The sequence below is a fragment of the Enterobacter sp. PL_is379 genome (assembly GCF_055817355.1).
This window is the reverse complement of sequence record NZ_JBVPGT010000032.1, coordinates 59,858-76,996: the sequence shown is the minus strand read 5'-3', so window position 1 is coordinate 76,996 and position 17,139 is coordinate 59,858. Positions and strand designations below refer to the sequence as shown.

General features: G+C 54.8%; 20 protein-coding genes. 7 read left to right on the top strand and 13 right to left on the bottom strand.

Annotated features, from left to right (window positions below; translation table 11 throughout):
• The first annotated feature begins 115 nt into the window (after positions 1-115).
• From AC0TOY_RS19250 to AC0TOY_RS19240, 3 genes are all read left to right on the top strand, one after another.
• Complete coding sequence (locus tag AC0TOY_RS19250) at positions 116-1,159, top strand: GlxA family transcriptional regulator (protein WP_407859364.1); 1,044 nt, start codon at positions 116-118, stop codon at positions 1,157-1,159.
• Between the two features lie 49 nt (positions 1,160-1,208).
• On the top strand, positions 1,209-2,033 hold the full coding sequence (locus AC0TOY_RS19245) for an AraC family transcriptional regulator (protein ID WP_024907311.1): 825 nt from the start codon (positions 1,209-1,211) through the stop codon (positions 2,031-2,033).
• Positions 2,034-2,108: 75 nt separating this feature from the next.
• Positions 2,109-3,074 (top strand): DMT family transporter, encoded by a 966-nt coding sequence (locus AC0TOY_RS19240; protein WP_473722376.1) that lies wholly within the window; start codon positions 2,109-2,111, stop codon positions 3,072-3,074.
• 35 nt (positions 3,075-3,109) lie between these two features.
• Here AC0TOY_RS19240 and AC0TOY_RS19235 read toward each other — a convergent pair whose 3' ends face one another.
• Complete coding sequence (locus AC0TOY_RS19235) at positions 3,110-4,759, bottom strand: methyl-accepting chemotaxis protein (RefSeq protein ID WP_157188511.1); 1,650 nt, start codon at positions 4,757-4,759, stop codon at positions 3,110-3,112.
• Between the two features lie 244 nt (positions 4,760-5,003).
• Here AC0TOY_RS19235 and ytfE point away from each other — a divergent pair, with 244 nt between their 5' ends.
• Positions 5,004-5,666 carry an iron-sulfur cluster repair protein YtfE gene (gene ytfE, locus AC0TOY_RS19230; RefSeq protein WP_024907314.1) on the top strand — a complete coding sequence of 221 codons (663 nt, stop codon included), beginning with the start codon at positions 5,004-5,006 and terminating at the stop codon, positions 5,664-5,666.
• 96 nt (positions 5,667-5,762) lie between these two features.
• On the opposite strand, the gene cycA is transcribed toward ytfE, so the two are convergent.
• Together cycA and fklB are read right to left on the bottom strand one after the other, a co-directional pair.
• A complete protein-coding gene (gene cycA / locus AC0TOY_RS19225) occupies positions 5,763-7,172 on the bottom strand; it encodes a D-serine/D-alanine/glycine transporter (RefSeq protein WP_024907315.1) in 1,410 nt (469 codons plus the stop codon).
• Between the two features lie 311 nt (positions 7,173-7,483).
• The gene (fklB, locus tag AC0TOY_RS19220; RefSeq protein ID WP_008502892.1) at positions 7,484-8,104 is read right to left on the bottom strand and encodes an FKBP-type peptidyl-prolyl cis-trans isomerase; all 621 of its coding nucleotides are present in this window, start codon (positions 8,102-8,104) and stop codon (positions 7,484-7,486) included.
• 233 nt (positions 8,105-8,337) lie between these two features.
• Here fklB and AC0TOY_RS19215 point away from each other — a divergent pair, with 233 nt between their 5' ends.
• Complete coding sequence (locus AC0TOY_RS19215; RefSeq protein WP_048989485.1) at positions 8,338-8,982, top strand: OapA family protein; 645 nt, start codon at positions 8,338-8,340, stop codon at positions 8,980-8,982.
• 68 nt (positions 8,983-9,050) lie between these two features.
• On the opposite strand, the gene rplI is transcribed toward AC0TOY_RS19215, so the two are convergent.
• The 4 genes from rplI to rpsF are packed head-to-tail and all read right to left on the bottom strand — an operon-like array spanning position 9,051 to position 10,490.
• Entirely contained in the window at positions 9,051-9,500 is a 450-nt protein-coding gene (rplI, locus tag AC0TOY_RS19210; protein ID WP_023310148.1) for a 50S ribosomal protein L9, read from the bottom strand.
• 41 nt (positions 9,501-9,541) lie between these two features.
• Positions 9,542-9,769: a 30S ribosomal protein S18 gene (gene rpsR, locus AC0TOY_RS19205; RefSeq protein ID WP_000135199.1), complete on the bottom strand. Its 228-nt coding sequence runs from the start codon at positions 9,767-9,769 to the stop codon at positions 9,542-9,544.
• Between the two features lie 4 nt (positions 9,770-9,773).
• Positions 9,774-10,088 (bottom strand): primosomal replication protein N, encoded by a 315-nt coding sequence (gene priB / locus AC0TOY_RS19200; RefSeq protein ID WP_008502895.1) that lies wholly within the window; start codon positions 10,086-10,088, stop codon positions 9,774-9,776.
• A 6-nt stretch (positions 10,089-10,094) separates the two neighbouring features.
• On the bottom strand, positions 10,095-10,490 hold the full coding sequence (gene rpsF / locus AC0TOY_RS19195; protein WP_014068637.1) for a 30S ribosomal protein S6: 396 nt from the start codon (positions 10,488-10,490) through the stop codon (positions 10,095-10,097).
• Positions 10,491-10,831: 341 nt separating this feature from the next.
• On the opposite strand from rpsF, the gene yjfY reads away from it, so the two are divergent.
• The gene (gene yjfY / locus AC0TOY_RS19190) at positions 10,832-11,107 is read left to right on the top strand and encodes a DUF1471 family protein YjfY (protein ID WP_048989487.1); all 276 of its coding nucleotides are present in this window, start codon (positions 10,832-10,834) and stop codon (positions 11,105-11,107) included.
• A gap of 141 nt (positions 11,108-11,248) precedes the next feature.
• On the opposite strand, the gene AC0TOY_RS19185 is transcribed toward yjfY, so the two are convergent.
• The 6 genes from AC0TOY_RS19185 to ulaA are packed head-to-tail and all read right to left on the bottom strand — an operon-like array spanning position 11,249 to position 15,656.
• Positions 11,249-11,935 carry an L-ribulose-5-phosphate 4-epimerase gene (locus AC0TOY_RS19185; protein ID WP_473722375.1) on the bottom strand — a complete coding sequence of 229 codons (687 nt, stop codon included), beginning with the start codon at positions 11,933-11,935 and terminating at the stop codon, positions 11,249-11,251.
• Positions 11,928-12,788 (bottom strand): L-ribulose-5-phosphate 3-epimerase, encoded by an 861-nt coding sequence (locus AC0TOY_RS19180; protein ID WP_061716090.1) that lies wholly within the window; start codon positions 12,786-12,788, stop codon positions 11,928-11,930. Before AC0TOY_RS19180 ends, AC0TOY_RS19185 begins: the two co-directional genes overlap by 8 nt.
• A 9-nt stretch (positions 12,789-12,797) precedes the next feature.
• Complete coding sequence (ulaD, locus tag AC0TOY_RS19175) at positions 12,798-13,448, bottom strand: 3-keto-L-gulonate-6-phosphate decarboxylase UlaD (RefSeq protein WP_008502901.1); 651 nt, start codon at positions 13,446-13,448, stop codon at positions 12,798-12,800.
• A gap of 12 nt (positions 13,449-13,460) precedes the next feature.
• Positions 13,461-13,928 carry a PTS ascorbate transporter subunit IIA gene (gene ulaC, locus AC0TOY_RS19170; protein WP_024907321.1) on the bottom strand — a complete coding sequence of 156 codons (468 nt, stop codon included), beginning with the start codon at positions 13,926-13,928 and terminating at the stop codon, positions 13,461-13,463.
• Positions 13,929-13,937: 9 nt separating this feature from the next.
• The gene (gene ulaB / locus AC0TOY_RS19165; RefSeq protein WP_003856022.1) at positions 13,938-14,243 is read right to left on the bottom strand and encodes a PTS ascorbate transporter subunit IIB; all 306 of its coding nucleotides are present in this window, start codon (positions 14,241-14,243) and stop codon (positions 13,938-13,940) included.
• Between the two features lie 12 nt (positions 14,244-14,255).
• Positions 14,256-15,656: a PTS ascorbate transporter subunit IIC gene (ulaA, locus tag AC0TOY_RS19160; protein ID WP_024907322.1), complete on the bottom strand. Its 1,401-nt coding sequence runs from the start codon at positions 15,654-15,656 to the stop codon at positions 14,256-14,258.
• Positions 15,657-16,014: 358 nt separating this feature from the next.
• Here ulaA and ulaG point away from each other — a divergent pair, with 358 nt between their 5' ends.
• Positions 16,015-17,079, top strand: a complete 1,065-nt coding sequence (gene ulaG, locus AC0TOY_RS19155; RefSeq protein ID WP_024907323.1) for an L-ascorbate 6-phosphate lactonase — start codon at positions 16,015-16,017, stop codon at positions 17,077-17,079.
• Positions 17,080-17,139 lie beyond the last annotated feature (60 nt).

Sequence of the window (17,139 nt, the reverse complement as noted above, 5' to 3'; positions counted from 1 at the left end):
AGTTTACAAATTACCAACAAAAGCTAATATGAAAATCCAGCCAAAATGCTGACTTTTTTGGCCAGGACAACGATGAGCTACCAAAAATAATAGTCAAAACAGGTATTAATCAAAAATGACAAATACACAAATAGGATTTGTGTTATGTGAACGCATGCTAAGTTCCGGTCTCAGTCTTCCGATTGAAATGTGGAAAGCCGCAGCCAGTAGCTATTTAGCCGAGCAAAAAACAACATCCCACGCAGACACGCACAAACCGGAGACGTCTTCATTCAGGCTCTGTCGTCCGGAGAATATACTGAAAGTTCATACTATTGGCATAAATAACGAGCCCATCCTGACGCACAGTGGCTTCAGCATTACCGCCGATACTACCCTTGCCGCAGACAGGCACTATGACGTTATCTATCTTCCCGCCCTGTGGCGCAATCCTCGCGCGGTGGTCAGACAACAGCCTGAACTCCTGGCATGGCTGACCGAGCAGGCGGCGCGAGGAACCCGCATCGCGGCCGTCGGAACGGGCTGCTGTTTCCTGGCGGAGTCGGGATTGCTCAACGGGAAACCTGCCACCACCCACTGGCACTACTTCAAACAGTTCTCGCGCGACTACCCCAACGTAAAATTACAAACCAAACATTTTCTCACGCAGGCCGATAATATTTACTGTGCCGCCAGCGTCAAAGCCCTCTCAGATCTGACCATCCATTTCATCGAAACGATATACGGGAAACGCGTAGCCACCCATACCCAGCGGACCTTTTTCCATGAAATTCGAAGTCAGTTCGATCGCCAGTGTTACAGTGAAGAAAACAAACCGCATCCGGATGAAGATATTGTTCAAATTCAAATCTGGATAAAAGCAAACTGCGCCTCGGATATATCCATGCAAAATCTTGCCGATATGGCTGGCATGAGTTTGCGCAACTTCAACCGTCGCTTTAAAAATGCCACCGACATGTCCCCCCTGCAGTATTTATTAACCGCCAGAATTGAATCCGCCATGACGATGCTGCAATCCACCAATTTGAGCATTCAGGAGATCGCCAATGCGGTTGGATATCAGGATATTGCGCACTTTAACCGCCAGTTTAAGCATAAAACCACGGTGTCACCGGGGGATTATCGTAAGACGGTCCGGGCAAAGATGTTTAGTGCATAAACTCCGGTCATCTCTGATAATAAAATAGATGACCGCGAGGAGGCTCACCGTGCAAGGCGTACCGGAACAGTTTAATGATGAAAGAGACAGCGCGCGCTTTCGCCATCTGGCGCAGCTGCCGGGCCTGGAGCTTTATCATGCCCATATTTCTGACTACGCCTTTGAGCCTCACACCCATGAAGCCTTCGGGATCGGTACGATTGAAACCGGTGCCGAGCGCTTTCGCTATCGCGGGACACAGCATCTCGCGGCGGAAAAATCCGTCGTTACCATGAACCCGGACGAGATCCACACCGGCGAATCCGCCACCGAGGGCGGCTGGCGCTACCGGATGGTCTATATCGAACCCGACCTGCTGGAAGAGGTGACCGGCCTCCGGCACTGGTGGTTTAGCGACGTAACGCGTCATGACCCGCTGCGCTCGCAGCAAATCGGCAGGCTCATTTACGGCCTGTGGCACACGGACGATCCGCTTGCGCAAAAAGGATTACTGCTGGATCTGATTGAAACCTTCCAGCCGTTTGCTCATCACGCGCCGCGGGTTCAGGAAGGTGCGCACCGCTTTGAACGGGTACGCGAGTATCTGCATGACAACTATATGCGCGCTCTGACGCTGGACGAGCTCGCCAGCGTCGTTTCACTCAGCCCGTATCATTTCCAGCGCCAGTTCAAAGCCCATTTTCACGTGACGCCACATCAGATGCTGATGGCCATTCGCCTCTGGCGCGCCAAAGCGTTCCTCACGCACGGCATGCCCGCGGCAGAGGTCGCCGCCGCAACCGGGCTGACCGATCAGTCGCATCTCACCCGCGCGTTTACCCACCGCTACGGCATTACCCCCGTGCGCTACCAGAAGCAGGTCACCCGGCGCTAATGCGCAACCTCATACAATACGCGCGCATTTGCCCCACCTACACTGAGAACAGCGTAAATACCTGTGGATGGAAAAATGATTAGTGGAGTGTTGTATGCCCTGCTGGCCGGGATGATGTGGGGGCTGATTTTTGTCGGCCCGCTGATCGTACCCGAGTATCCGGCAATACTGCAGTCGACCGGCCGTTATCTGGCGCTGGGGCTGATTGCCCTGCCCCTGGCGTGGCTGGGACGGGCGCGCTTGCGTCAGCTCAGCCGTCAGGACTGGGGGACCGCGCTGGCGCTGACCATGATGGGCAATCTCATCTATTACGTATGCCTCGCGAGTGCCATTCAGCGTACCGGTGCGCCGGTATCGACCATGATTATCGGCACGCTGCCGGTCGTCATCCCCGTCTTTGCTAACCTGCTCTACAGCCACCGCGATGGCAAACTGGCGTGGTCAAAAATGGCACCGGCGCTGATCTGCACCGCCCTGGGGCTGATATGCGTCAATATTGCCGAGCTGCGTCATGGGCAGGCGGATGTTGACCTGTGGCGTTACGGTTCTGGCATTCTGCTGGCGTTCATTTCCGTGGCGTGCTGGGCATGGTATGCCCTGCGCAATGCGCGCTGGCTGCGTGAGAATCCGGACAAGCATCCGATGATGTGGGCAACGGCGCAGGCGCTGGTCACGCTGCCCGTATCCGTCGTGGGATATCTCGGCGCATGCCTCTGGCTGGGCCATCAGCAGCCGGACTTCACCCAGCCCTTCGGGCCAAGACCGTGGGTGTTTATCGGCCTGATGGTGGCGATTGCGGTGCTGTGTTCATGGGTGGGCGCGCTGTGCTGGAACATTGCCAGCCAGAAGCTGCCGACGGTGATCTTAGGGCCGCTGATTGTCTTCGAAACCCTGGCCGGACTGCTTTATACCTTCCTGATGCGCCAGAGCGTGCCGCCGTTATTCACGGCCTGCGGGATCGCGCTGTTGGTCGTGGGGGTGGTGATGGCAGTGAGAGCGAAGCCGGAAAAACCGAGGGTTGTTCCGGCGTCGGAGATGTGATTTTGCCGGGTGGCTAGCCGCCACCGGGCAAGCCCTTAAAACGTTTCCCAGTTCCCTTCTGACGCCGCGGCTACAGGCTGCGATTTTGGCACATAGGTTTTCACCGGTGCCGCTTTAACCATCTGATTGCGGGTGATTTTGAACACCGCTACCGCTTCGTTCAGGCGTGCAGCCTGATCTTCCAGCGCAGCCGCTGCGGCCGCAGACTCCTCCACCAGCGAGGCGTTCTGCTGGGTCACGCGGTCCATCTCGGCTACCGCCTGGCCCACCTGGTCGATACCGCGGCTCTGCTCGTCAGAGGCCGAGGCAATTTCGCCCATGATGTCGGTGACGCGGGTAACCGCATTGACGATCTCGGCCATCGTGGCGCCGGCTTCGTTAACCAGCTGCGAGCCCGCGTTCACGCGCTCACCGGAATCATCAATAAGCGCTTTGATCTCTTTCGCCGCCTGAGCGCTGCGCTGCGCGAGGGTACGCACTTCCCCTGCCACCACCGCAAAACCGCGGCCCTGCTCGCCCGCGCGCGCCGCTTCCACCGCCGCGTTCAACGCCAGAATGTTCGTCTGGAAGGCAATACCGTCGATCACGTTAGTAATTTGCGCGATTTTGCTGGAACTGGTGGCGATCTCATCCATCGTACGTACGACGCCTTCAACCACGTTACCGCCCTTCTTCGCCGTTGAGGAGGCGTCCAGCGCCAGACGGGACGCCTGACGCGCGTTATCGGCGTTCTGCTTCACGGTTGCTGTCAGCTGTTCCATGCTGGCTGCCGTTTCTTCAAGAGAAGCGGCCTGCTGCTCGGTACGGGAAGAGAGATCGTTACTGCCCGCAGAGATTTCGCCTGCACCGGTGTAAATCGTATCTGCGCCTTCACGCACCACGCCCACCGTGTTCGCCAGCGAGGTTTGCATCTCCTGAACGTTGCGCGCCAGGATGGCCATCTCATTTTTACCGTCAGCCTGAATCGGCTGGGTTAAATCCCCTGCCGCAATGGCGCGAATATGGTTAATCACCTCTTCCAGCGGCAGCAGCAGCACGCGGCGCATAGCAATCCAGCTGGAGATAATCACCACAATCACCAGCAGCATGACCGCAGAGAGGATCCACAGGATGTGCTTGTAATCACTTTCGTTATCCTGAATGCCTTTATCGGTGAGCGCGGCCTGCGCTTCACGCCATTCACGATAAACCGCCTGCATCGCGTTTTGTTTTTGTTCGGCATTCTGCTTGAACATATCTTCCAGATTACCCTGGCTCAGCAGAACGTTCATTTGCGTCAGCGTTGTAGAGTAATTACGGTACTGCTCCTCAAGGCGATTAGTCAGGTTCTCATCCAGGCCTGGCGTATTCGGCAAGGCATAGTATTTATCGTAATGAACCTGCGCTTCAGTCAGCAGATTTTTCGCCGTGGTCACCAGCTCATTCAGCTGACCGCCGTTAATTTGAGAGGCCATGCTGCTTTGCAGGCGCAGCATCCCGCGGTTCAGGGTGACGCGCGCCTGGTTCAGACTGATCCACGCATCGGTAAACTCCGCCACGTTCTTGCTGGAGAGCTGCGCCACGGTGAAGTTGTCTTTATCGTTGTTCAGGGCGTTGATAAAGATACCGGCGGAAATCACTTGCATGATGCCGAGCACGAGCAGCACCGAAATCAAAAGGGTAATGACTTTTATACGTTTAAACATGCGTTGCCTTTGTTATATGCAGGTTTGTCTGACGTGGATATATCGGCAGGCGCAGCGGGTTGTTTACTGTTTCTCCACCTTTAAAAAGTTTCGAAACCACTTTCCTGAGCCCATTCAGAGAGTTAAATCGGATATTTTTTTGTGATCTGCATCTCACTTTTTCCCGTCCCTCTAAAGGGTTATAGCGCCGGCTTAAAGATGCATTTAATATGCATCTTATATTATTGATGACGAGGTAACTGCTATGGCCTTTCGCGACCAACCCCTTGGCGAGCTGGCGCTCTCCATTCCTCGCGCTTCTGCGCTGTTCCGTAAATACGATATGGATTACTGCTGCGGCGGTAAGCAAACCCTGGCGCGTGCGGCTTCACGCAAAGAGCTGGACGTTGAGGTGATTGAAGCAGAACTGGCGCAGCTGGCCGAGCAGCCCGTCGACAAAGACTGGCGAACCGCTCCGCTCGCGGAAATCATCGACCATATCCTCGTGCGATACCATGACCGTCACCGTGAACAGCTGCCGGAGCTGATCCTGCAGGCGACCAAAGTCGAGCGCGTCCATGCCGACAAACCTTCCGTACCGCGCGGTCTGGCAAAGTACCTGACCCTGCTGCACGAAGAGCTTTCCAGCCACATGATGAAAGAAGAGCAGATCCTCTTCCCGATGATTAAACAGGGAATGGGAAGCCAGGCGATGGGACCCATCAGCGTGATGGAAAGCGAGCACGATGACGCGGGTGAACTGCTGGAAGTGATCAAACACACCACCCACAACGTCACGCCGCCGCCAGAAGCGTGCACAACGTGGAAAGCGATGTACAACGGCATTAACGAAACGATCGACGACCTGATGGAACACATCAGTCTTGAGAACAACGTTTTGTTCCCGCGGGCTTTAGCGGGGGAATAAAAAAGGCCGCTGCGGCCTGATGCCCTCACCCCGACCCTCTCCCACAGGGAGAGGGTGCAAAAACTAAAAACGGCAACTGACGTTGCCGTTTTGCTTTTACCTTACGCCTGCCATCCGTTTCTTACCGATAAACACCCAGCCCAGCCCCAGCGCGATAAACCACAGCGGCGTGACGATGAGTGCCTGGCGGGTATCATCTTCCAGCGTCAGCAGAACCAGCACGAAGACGAAGAACGCCATGCACACCCAGCACATTAGCTTGCCCAGCGGCATCTTGTAGATCGATTTTTCATGCAGGTGTGGACGCTGCTTGCGGTACACAAGGTATGAACAGAGGATGATGGTCCAGACGAACATAAACAGGATCGCAGAGACCGTGGTGATCATGGTGAACGCGCCAATCACGCTTGGGTTCACGTAGAGCATCACCACACCGCCCAGCAGGCACATGCAGGAGAAGGTCAACCCTTTTGCCGGTACCGCACGCTTAGAGAGCTTGGCGAACGCGCTCGGTGCCACGCCTTCCTGCGCCAGACCAAACAGCATACGGCTGGTGGAGAATACGCCGCTGTTGGCAGACGAGGCAGCAGAGGTCAGCACCACGAAGTTAATCAGGCTCGCGGCAGCAGGCAGGCCTACCAGCACGAACAGCTCAACGAACGGGCTCTTGGTAGGTACCACGGAGCTCCACGGCGTCACGGACATAATGATGACCAGCGCGAAGACGTAGAACATGATGATACGCACCGGAATGGAGTTGATGGCGCGCGGGAGAGACTTCTCGGGATCTTTGGTCTCCGCTGCCGTGGTGCCCACCAGTTCAATGCCCACAAACGCGAACACCGCAATCTGGAAACCAGCAAAGAAGCCGCTGATGCCTTTCGGGAACCAGCCGCCGTCATTCCACAGATGGGTAAACGACGCCTGAACGCCGGTTGGTGACTGGAAGTGGGTAAGTACCATTACCAGACCCACCACGATGAGCCCGACAATGGCCACGATTTTGATCATCGCAAACCAGAACTCCATCTCACCGAACATTTTGACGGTGGCGAGGTTCAGGCTCAGCAGCAGCACAATAACCGCCAGCGAGGCCACCCAGTCCGACAGCCCCGGGAACCAGAACTGCGCATAGGCGGTAATCGCTACGACGTCCGCCATACCGGTGACGACCCAGCAGAACCAGTAGGTCCAGCCGGTAAAATAGCCCGCCCATGGCCCGAGCAGGTCTGAAGCGAAGTCGCTGAAGGATTTGTATTCAAGGTTCGAGAGCAGCAGTTCACCCATTGCACGCATCACGAAGAACAGCATAAAACCGATAATCATATAAACGAATATGATTGACGGTCCGGCGAGACTGATGGTTTTGCCTGACCCCATAAACAGCCCGGTACCGATGGCACCCCCAATCGCAATGAGCTGAATATGACGGTTTGTGAGATTGCGCCGTAGCGACTGTTCGGACGACGCCTCTTCGTCGGCGACGACTTTGACCTGATCTACCATGTGATATTTTCCTGTTTATGCCTGTCTGTGTTGTTAAGGCTCTTCTGGCCTTTAAATACGTCAAAAGATGACGTTCCCTTGTAAGGGCTAATCGATATTAGGTAAGAATCGGCGGGATGAATACTATGATTTAGATATTATGTTAATAATATGTTGAAAGTGAGTGTCATATCACTCATACAGCGCGAAACAGCTCACAAAAATACACGCAACAGTTTCGTTTGCAAGATAAAATGTTGATAGCACCGTAACTATAGGTTTTTACACTATTTTCCTCTCCCCAACCGGGGAGAGGAAATAAGAAAATTCGATTACAGAATTTCCAGCAGCTCGACTTCAAAGACCAGGGTGCTGAATGGCGGGATGGACGCGCCAGCGCCGCGCTCGCCGTAGGCCAGGTTATGCGGGATAGTCAGTTCCCATTTGGAACCCACTGGCATCAGGGTCAGGGCTTCGATCCAGCCTGCGATAACGCCATTTACCGGGAACTCAGCCGGTTCGCCGCGCGCCACGGAGCTGTCGAAGACGGTACCGTCGATCAGCTTACCGGTGTAGTGCACGCGAACGTGGTCGGTACGCGCCGGGATTGCGCCGTCGCCCTGATTGATCACGCGGAACTGCAGACCAGACTCGGTGCTGTTCACGCCTTCACGCTCGCGGTTCTCTTCCAGATATTTCACACCTTCGGCGGCCATCTCTTCAAAGCGCGCACGACGCACGGCGTCAGCACGTTCGTGGATTTCACGCAGCGCACGGTGCACGACGTCAACCGGAACGGCAGGCTGTTTGCCTTCCAGCGCGTCAGCGATACCCGCCACCAGCGCTTCTGGTAACAGACCTTCCAGGCCGGATTCGCTCAGCTGCTGTCCTACCTGCAAGCCGATACCGTAACTTGCCTGCGCTTCGATAGTGTCAAAAGTCGGGGTGGTCATGGGTTTTCCTTCCATCACATTTAAAGTAGCGGGCAGCATATCAGCCATGCCCTTATGGGTAAAACTTTGTCTGAAGTTAAGGTGACAAACCGCGACGAAACAGAAACAATAGAGATAACCAGGATTAATCCCGAACTGATGTCACGGATGTCGGGTTTACTACGCCGTTCAGGCAGTTAGCAAACTATACTTCGGGGCACAGGATAAAAAATACGCGGAGCAGGAGGAGTGCCATGCCCGGGCGATTTGAACTGAAACCTACCCTGGCGAAAATCTGGCAGGCGCCGGACAATTTTCGCATCATGGACCCGCTGCCTCCTCTGCATCGCAGAGGGATCATCATTGGTGCGCTGATGGTGATTGTGGGCTTCCTGCTTCCTTCCGGGGGCGATGATGTCGATACCGCACCCGTCACCCGCAATGCCCAACTGGACATTCAGTCGCAGACGCGGCCGCAGCCTGACGCACAGCCGATGCAGACGCAGCTCGTCTCCCCGTCTAACGATCCGGGTCAGGTTGCGCCGGTTGAGCCAGAGCCCATTCAGGATGAACAGCCGCAGGATCAAGCCGCCGCCCCGTCTCAGCCTCAGACGCAGCAGCCCACCGGCATTGAGCAACAGTGGCGCTCCTATCGCGTAGAGCCGGGCAAAACCCTGGCACAGCTGTTCCGCGACCACAACCTGCCGCCAACCGACGTGTATGCCATGGCGAAGGTGGAAGGTGCGGGTAAACCGCTCAGTAACCTGCAGAATGGTCAGATGGTACAGATTCGCCAGAATGCCAGCGGGGTGGTGACAGGGTTAACGATTGATACGGGAAGTGGACAACAGGTACTGTTTACCCGCCAGCCAGACGGCAGTTTTATCAGGGCGCGTTAAGAGCCCGGATCTCTAAAACGCAAAACGCCGGCACAAGGCCGGCGTTTCAACGTGAGCAGAGTAAAAAATTACTCAGCTACAACGTTAACAACCAGTTTAGCGAACACTTCGCTGTGAACCTGGAAGTCAACTTCGTGCTCACCAGTGGTACGCAGAACGCCGTTCGGCAGACGAACTTCGCTCTTAGCCACTTTAACGCCTGCAGCAGATACTGCATCAGCGATATCGCGGGTACCGATGGAACCGAACAGTTTACCTTCGTCGCCAGATTTAGACGCGATGGTAACGGTGCCCAGTGCGTTGATTGCTTCAGCGCGAGCGTTAGCAGCCGCCAGAACGTCAGCCAGTTTGGCTTCCAGTTCAGCGCGACGTGCTTCGAAAAACTCTACGTTTTTCTTGGTAGCTGGAACAGCTTTACCCTGTGGAACCAGGAAGTTACGTGCGTAACCCGCTTTAACGTTAACCTGATCACCCAGGCTGCCCAGGTTTGCTACTTTATCAAGCAGAATAACTTGCATTACCTTATCCTCTTAAAGTCGTATTAATGGACCGTGCCCGATTACTGATGACGATCAGTGTACGGCAGCAGGGACAGGTAGCGAGCGCGTTTGATAGCGCGAGCCAGCTGACGCTGGTATTTTGCACGAGTACCGGTGATACGGCTTGGGACAATCTTACCGCTTTCGGTGATGTAGTTTTTCAGCGTTGCGATATCTTTATAGTCGATCTCTTGAACGCCTTCCGCGGTGAAACGGCAGAACTTGCGACGACGGAAATAACGTGCCATATGGCTAGTCTCCAGAATCTATCAAATCAATCTGCTCGGCATGCAGAACCATTTTGCTCAGGCCGTTCTTTGCCTTGTGGCAAGAGATGAACCCCTGAACGATTACTGCGCTACCGACCGTTAAACTGTGAGTAATGGCCTGGTTTTCGTGTCCGCTAATAATAACGGGCATTTGGCACCACGCCTGCCGGTGAAACCCGGCTTCCTCTTGCACAGAACGATGCTCAAGCACGAACTGGCAATGCGGAATTCCTGATGGACTGACCTTTCGAAGGGGAGCCCTGCATACGATGCCGGACAACGCCAGACGGTTGGTCATCAGAAATTACTCTTCAGAATCCCCAGCATCAGAATCATCTGCGGTTTCGTTTGCGAAATCATCGCGACGCTCACGGCGCTCGTCTTTCGCTTTAACCATCGGAGATGCTTCGGTAACTGCGTTTTTGGTACGCATAACCATGCTGCGGATAACGGCATCGTTGAAGCGGAAGGTAGTTTCCAGCTCATCGATCACTTCCTGCGGCGCTTCAACGTTCATCAGAACGTAGTGTGCTTTGTGCAGTTTGTTGATCGGGTAAGCCAGCTGACGGCGGCCCCAGTCTTCCAGACGGTGGATCGTACCTTCTGCACCAGTGATGGCAGCAGAGTAACGCTCGATCATACCCGGAACCTGTTCGCTCTGGTCAGGATGGACCATAAAAACGATTTCGTAATGACGCATCGAATTGCTCCTTACGGATTATTCAGCCTCCTGTCTGGGTCAGCCGAGGCCCGGGGAGGCAAGGAACGTGTTAAAGGTCGGCTGAAAAATTGACGCGTCATAATACTTGCGCGCCCCTGGAAACTCAAGCTGATTGCACAAATAATTCGCACAAAGCGCGAAGCGGGTCTAAGTGGGTGATTTAAAATTGGTCACACCCGGAAGCGTTGTTTTTTTGAACAACTGCATCAGAAATGGTCACGCATCCCCGCCGGATGAGTGATTACACTTTAATCAGAGATCACCTGAATTAAAGAAGGAGCATCCCCCCTCTCGCAGCACGCAGTCGTGGAGCGCATATCATGAAAAAAATCGCATTAGCCATAGTGGCGGCGCTTTTGCTCAGTGCAAACGCGATGGCAGCCATCAAGATAGACAGCCGACAGGCCAGAAACATGGATGATGTGCAAAGCTTGGGCGTCATTTACATCAATCATAATTTCGCCACGGAAAGTGAAGCAGATCAGGCCCTTAATGAAGAAACCGATGCGCAGGGCGCAACCTATTACCACGTGATGTTAACCCGTGAGCCCGGCAGCAACGGCAACATGCACGCCAGTGCAGATATTTACCGATAACGCATTAACGCTAGCACCAGGAAAGCCAACAACGAGAACATAGCCATAGTTGACGTTGCCCCCTGCCCGGGGGCTTTTTTTTGTGAATGGCTCCGGAATACCACCGGTTACAACTGTTTTTAGGTATTCCAGAGCGCTTATTCACTTCTGCCCGTAGTAGGCATTCGGGCCGTGCTTGCGCATGAAATGCTTGTTCATCAGGTAATCATCCATGCCCTGAAGCTGTGGGTTGATGCCACGGGCAATCCACGCCATGCGTGCCACCTCCTCCATGACGACCGCATTATGGACGGCGTCGTGGGCATCTTTTCCCCAGGCGAACGGGCCGTGCTGATAGACCACAATACCCGGCGTATGCAGCGGCTCACATTCTCCCAGCGTATCGATAATCACCTTTCCGGTGTTGAGCTCGTATTCACCTTCCACTTCATCCTGCGTTAATGCCCGCGTGCAGGGGATGTCGCCAAAGAAGTAGTCCGCGTGGGTCGTGCCCAGCGCCGGGATGGGCAGCCCGGCCTGGGCCCAGGCCGTCGCGTGCGTGGAGTGGGTATGCACCACGCCGCCAAGGGACGGATAGCGCTGGTACAGCGCCAGATGGGTTGCGGTATCTGAAGAGGGACGCCATTTTCCCTCCACGACGTTTCCGTCGAGATCCACCACCACCATATCGTCTGCTTTCATGGTGTCATACGCCACACCGCTCGGCTTAATCACGATTAGCCCCTGCTCGCGATCGATAGCACTGACGTTGCCCCAGGTGAAGGTGACCAGGCCATAGCGCGGCAGATCCATATTGGCTTCAAAGACCTGCTGTTTAAGCTTAAGCATGTTCAGCCTCCAGCAACCCTGCCCGCGCCATACGTTCGCGCACCCAGTCCCGCGCCTTCGCCACTTCCGCTGCCGGGTTGTCCGACGTCTCGCTCCACATCTCAATCAGGTAAGGCCCGCAATAGCCTGTCTCTTTGAGCGTTTCGAAGCACCGTTCAAAATCCACCACCCCGGTGCCGAACGGTACGTTTTTAAACACTCCAGGACGGGTATCTTTGACGTGCACCGCCACGATATGCCCCATGCCTGCCTGCAGCTCCATCTGCACGTCGTTATCCCATGCTGACAGGTTGCCGATATCGGGATAAAGCTGGAACCACGGGTTATTCAGATAGTGCGCGTAGCCCAGCGCCTTGCTGATGGAGTTCATTAACGGGTAGTCCATGATCTCCATCGCCAGCGTGACCTGCGCGCGGCTGGCCATCTCAACGCTCTCTTTCAGGCCGTCACGGAAACGACGGCGCGTTTCATCGTTGGCTTCCTGATAGTAAACGTCATAACCCGCCAGCTGGATCACGCGGATACCGACATCCTGCGCAAAGCGAATGGCTTTACGCATGATCTCCAGCCCCTGCGCACGTATAGCATCGTCTTCGCTGCCGAGCGGAAAACGACGGTGGGCGCTCAGGCACATGGACGGCACGCGCACACCCGTTTCAGCAACGGCGCTCACCAGCGCCAGGCGCTGTTCGCGGCTCCAGTCGAGGCGAGAGAGACGCTCGTCCGTCTCATCCACGGACATTTCGACAAAATCGAAACCCAGCTGTTTTGCCAGCTGTAACCGCTCCAGCCAGCACTCCCCCGCAGGGAGTGCCTTTTCATAGATGCCAAGCGGGACCTGTTTTGACAACATACCCGCTCCTTAGCCCCAAAGCTGAGCGATTGAGCGTTTGAACTGACGCGCCGCTTCCACCGGAGACGCCGCATCACGAATGCTGCGACCGGCAATAAAGACGTGAATCGGGATTCCCTTGAACAGCGGCAGATCTTCCAGCGCCAGACCGCCGGTGACGGTGACTTTGAAGCCCATATCGGCCAGACGTTTGATCGCGCTGATATCCGCTTCGCCCCACGCCACGCCTGCGGCCTGCGCATCGCGGCTGCGGTGGTACACCACCTGCTGAATGCCCGCATCGCGCCACTCCTGCGCCTGCTCCCAGGTCCAGAAGCCGGTCAACTCAATCTGCACGTCGCCGTTAAACTCTTTTGCCACGTCCAGCGCGCCTTTGGCGGTGTTGATATCCGCACAGCAGATCACGGTGACCCAGTCAGCATTCGCTTCGAAGCACATGCGGGAGAGGATTTTACCTGCGTCGGCAATTTTGGCATCTGCCAGCACGATTTTATGCGGATAGAGCGCCTTCAGATCGCGAACGGCGCGCACGCCCTCGCCTACGCAGAGAATGGTGCCCACTTCGATGATATCGACTTCTTCCGCGATCAGGCGGGTGGTTTCGTAAGCGTGGGACAGAGTTTGGTTATCCAGCGCAACCTGCAACATAGGTAATGACATGTTCAATTCCTCTTAGACTGCCGCCGCTGTGGCGTTATCAATTAAATCCAGCACGTCCTGCTCGGTACGGCAGGCGCGTAAACGGTCGAAATTAGCTTCGTCATCAAACAGATTGACGATCTGCATGATGCCGACCTCCTGGTGGGTGTTAGCATCGACCGCGGCCATGGTGATCAGGATATCGACCGGATCGTTATCTTCGTGGTTGAACACCAGTGGCGTTTTCAGCGTCACCAGCGCGAAGCCGGTTTTCTTCACGCCCTCTTCAGGACGCCCATGCGGCATTGCCAGCCCTGGCGCAATCACAAAGTAAGGGCCGTGCTGCGCCACGCCATCAAGAATGGCCTGGTAGTAACGCGGCTCGACAACGTCAGCCTTAACCAGCAGATCCACGCTCAGCTTCACCGCTTCCTGCCAGGTGCTGGCCTCAGCCTGTAAAAGGATGGAGTTATTCTCTGCCAGCGAATCACGTAGTTTCATGTGGCGTCCTTACTTCACGTCTTGTGGGAAGTGCTCTTTGATCACTTCCAGCAGTTTTGGTCCGAAATCCGCAGGCGACAGCATGTTGCGCACGCCCACCACATATTTATTGCCCGACACGCTAATTTCGCCGGCGATATGGGTAGAGGCGATGATGATGTCCGCGCCGTTGAGTTCACTTTTGTATTCACCCACCGCGCAGCTGTTCACCGTGTGGTCGATGTTTGACTGGGTTAAAAACTGGTCCACTTTCATCTTCATGATCATGGAGCTGCCTTGCCCATTGCCACACACAGCCAGGATACGTACGGTCATAATCGAAACTCCTTAATGAGCAGAGACTTCTGCTGTTTGTTTTTCCGCATCTTCTTCAGCTCGCAGCGAACGGCCAGCGAAGAACATATAAGCCAGAGCAATCAGGATGATGACGGCCATAAAGACCACCCCGACGGAGGCAAAGCCCTGCATCATCGGCGGTGCCAGAATTGACCAGTCCGCCATGCCCATCCAGGCACTCATACCGGTGAGCTTCACCGCCCACACGCAACCAAAGATTTCCACCATGCCCATGACCAGGCAGATCTTGAGCGCCGCGCGCCAGCCGCCGAAGTGGTTAGCGAAGACGCCGATGGTGGCGTTGGAGAAGAACATCGGGATAAAGCCAGGAATAATCAGGATTGAGGAGCCGCAGCCGACCAGGATGCCCACCGCAATCAGCTGGCCGATGGTGCCCCACATAAAGCCCCAGACCACCGCGTTTGGCGCGAAGCTGTAGATAGCGGCACAGTCAATCGCCAGCACCGCGCCTGGGATCAGGCGCTGGGAAATACCGTTGAAGGCTTCCGACAGTTCGGCGACAAACATACGCACGCCCTGAGTGATGATGAAAATGGCCACCGCGAAGGAGAAGCCGGTCTGCAGGATATAAACCGTCCAGTGCGTTTTACCCGCCATCGCCTGAACAACGTCAATACCGAAGGAGAGCAAAATGGCGCCGAAGAAGATGGTCATCACAATCGCGGTTGAAACGATGTTGTCATGGAAAATATTCAGCCAGCCCGGCAGCTTGAGGTCTTCAACGCTCTCTTCTTTTTTGCCCAGGTACGGTGCAACTTTATAGGCAATCCAGGAGGCAAACTGCTGCTGATGGCCGATGGAGAAACCGCAGCCGTCAGTCACTTCCTGAGTAGGCTTGTACATCATGTTGGAGGTGATACCCCAGTAGAGCGAGACCAGCACCGCGGTGCAGATAATCGTGGTCCACATTGGGTAGCCGAAGATATAGAGAGAAACCGCGATCAGCCCCGCCTGCTGGAACATGATGTGGCCGGTGAGCATGATGGTGCGAATACCGGTAATACGGCGCAGAAGCACGTAAATGATGTTCAGCGCCAGGGCGAGCAGCACCGCATACCCCACCCAGCTATAGGCATCACCCATGCGTTCAATGGTCGCCATCATTGAGGCGTATGTGTCAGAGATGGCACCGTTGATGCCATACACTTCCGACATTTTGGCGACGACCGGCTTAAAGGTGCTGGTCAGAATGCCTGACCCCGCCTGCAACAGCATGAAACCGATAATGGTTTTGATGGTGCCTTTAATAATCACGCTGACGCTTTTGCGCAGCAGGATATAACCCAGACACGTCACGATACCCAGCAGCAGCGGGGCGTTGGTCATTACCTGATTAAAGAACACGGTAAAGACGTTGTAGAGGATCTCCATAACTCTCTCCAGAAATGAGAACACGAGGGGCAATCCCTGTGTGGTTGGTGTCATCACTCTATTAATCACAAATAATCACCACAAGATTGCATTTGATTATTTGTGACGTATCACGCAATTTATTTCCATGGTGTTAGTAATGATTTTCACTACCGTACATGAGAAATAAATTAACCTTTATAATTCATGCAATTAATGTTTAATACTGGATAGTCTAACAAGGAATAAGTGCAGAGTACGTGAAGTTGCGCAGATAAAATTCCGCATTTTTGCCATTGCAAAGCGCATCAAATGGTGCCAGCATTAATCACAACAAATCACAATGTGATTACTTTTGATTAAATAAGGAGCCAAAACGATGAGTAAAGTGAACACCATCACCCGTGAGTCATGGATTCTGAGCACCTTCCCGGAGTGGGGCAGCTGGCTGAATGAAGAGATCGAGCAGGAACAGGTTGCTCCTGGTACCTTTGCAATGTGGTGGCTGGGCTGTACCGGTATCTGGCTGAAATCAGAAGGTGGTGCCAACATCTGCGTCGATTTCTGGTGCGGCACCGGCAAGCAGAGCCACGGCAACCCGCTGATGAAAAAAGGCCATCAGATGCAGCGCATGGCGGGCGTAGAAAAACTGCAGCCGAACCTGCGTACCACACCGTTTGTGCTCGATCCGTTTGCCATTCGCCAGATCGACGCCGTCCTTTCTACTCACGATCACAACGATCATATCGACGTGAACGTGGCGGCTGCGGTGATGCAAAACTGTGCTGACGATGTGCCGTTTATCGGGCCACAGACCTGCGTGGATCTGTGGATCGGCTGGGGCGTGCCGAAAGAGCGCTGCATCGTGATGAAGCCTGGGGACGTGGTGAAAATTAAAGATATTGAAATTCACGCGCTGGACGCCTTTGACCGTACAGCACTGATCACCCTGCCTGCCGATCAGAAAGCCGCGGGTGTACTGCCGGACGGTATGGATGAGCGCGCGGTTAACTATCTGTTTAAAACCCCTGGCGGCTCCCTGTATCACAGCGGCGACTCTCACTACTCCAACTACTACGCGAAGCACGGTAACGAGCATCAGATTGACGTGGCGCTGGGCTCCTACGGCGAGAACCCGCGCGGTATTACCGACAAAATGACCAGCGCCGACATGCTGCGCATGGCGGAAGCGCTGAATACCAAAGTGGTGATTCCGTTCCACCACGATATCTGGTCAAACTTCCAGGCCGATCCGCAGGAGATCCGCGTACTGTGGGAAATGAAAAAAGACCGCCTGAAGTATGGCTTCAAGCCGTTCATCTGGCAGGTCGGCGGCAAGTTCACCTGGCCACTGGACAAAGATAATTTCGAATATCACTACCCACGTGGTTTCGATGATTGCTTCACCATTGAGCCAGACCTGCCGTTCAAGTCCTTCCTCTGATTGTGCAGCCGCATCGCCAGACATGATGTCTGGCGAAGTCATATTTCTTTTAGTAATTTC

Coding starts and splice junctions, on each gene's coding strand:
- AC0TOY_RS19215 (WP_048989485.1), top strand. CDS start 8,338: ATGCCCGGGCGATTTGAACTGAAACCTACCCTGGCGAAAATCTGGCAG.
- fklB (WP_008502892.1), bottom strand. CDS start 8,104: ATGACCACCCCGACTTTTGACACTATCGAAGCGCAGGCAAGTTACGGT.
- rpsR (WP_000135199.1), bottom strand. CDS start 9,769: ATGGCACGTTATTTCCGTCGTCGCAAGTTCTGCCGTTTCACCGCGGAA.
- ulaD (WP_008502901.1), bottom strand. CDS start 13,448: ATGTCATTACCTATGTTGCAGGTTGCGCTGGATAACCAAACTCTGTCC.
- cycA (WP_024907315.1), bottom strand. CDS start 7,172: ATGGTAGATCAGGTCAAAGTCGTCGCCGACGAAGAGGCGTCGTCCGAA.
- ytfE (WP_024907314.1), top strand. CDS start 5,004: ATGGCCTTTCGCGACCAACCCCTTGGCGAGCTGGCGCTCTCCATTCCT.
- priB (WP_008502895.1), bottom strand. CDS start 10,088: ATGACCAACCGTCTGGCGTTGTCCGGCATCGTATGCAGGGCTCCCCTT.
- AC0TOY_RS19250 (WP_407859364.1), top strand. CDS start 116: ATGACAAATACACAAATAGGATTTGTGTTATGTGAACGCATGCTAAGT.
- ulaC (WP_024907321.1), bottom strand. CDS start 13,928: ATGAAACTACGTGATTCGCTGGCAGAGAATAACTCCATCCTTTTACAG.
- AC0TOY_RS19240 (WP_473722376.1), top strand. CDS start 2,109: ATGATTAGTGGAGTGTTGTATGCCCTGCTGGCCGGGATGATGTGGGGG.
- yjfY (WP_048989487.1), top strand. CDS start 10,832: ATGAAAAAAATCGCATTAGCCATAGTGGCGGCGCTTTTGCTCAGTGCA.
- rplI (WP_023310148.1), bottom strand. CDS start 9,500: ATGCAAGTTATTCTGCTTGATAAAGTAGCAAACCTGGGCAGCCTGGGT.
- AC0TOY_RS19185 (WP_473722375.1), bottom strand. CDS start 11,935: ATGCTTAAGCTTAAACAGCAGGTCTTTGAAGCCAATATGGATCTGCCG.
- AC0TOY_RS19180 (WP_061716090.1), bottom strand. CDS start 12,788: ATGTTGTCAAAACAGGTCCCGCTTGGCATCTATGAAAAGGCACTCCCT.
- ulaG (WP_024907323.1), top strand. CDS start 16,015: ATGAGTAAAGTGAACACCATCACCCGTGAGTCATGGATTCTGAGCACC.
- AC0TOY_RS19235 (WP_157188511.1), bottom strand. CDS start 4,759: ATGTTTAAACGTATAAAAGTCATTACCCTTTTGATTTCGGTGCTGCTC.
- ulaB (WP_003856022.1), bottom strand. CDS start 14,243: ATGACCGTACGTATCCTGGCTGTGTGTGGCAATGGGCAAGGCAGCTCC.
- rpsF (WP_014068637.1), bottom strand. CDS start 10,490: ATGCGTCATTACGAAATCGTTTTTATGGTCCATCCTGACCAGAGCGAA.
- ulaA (WP_024907322.1), bottom strand. CDS start 15,656: ATGGAGATCCTCTACAACGTCTTTACCGTGTTCTTTAATCAGGTAATG.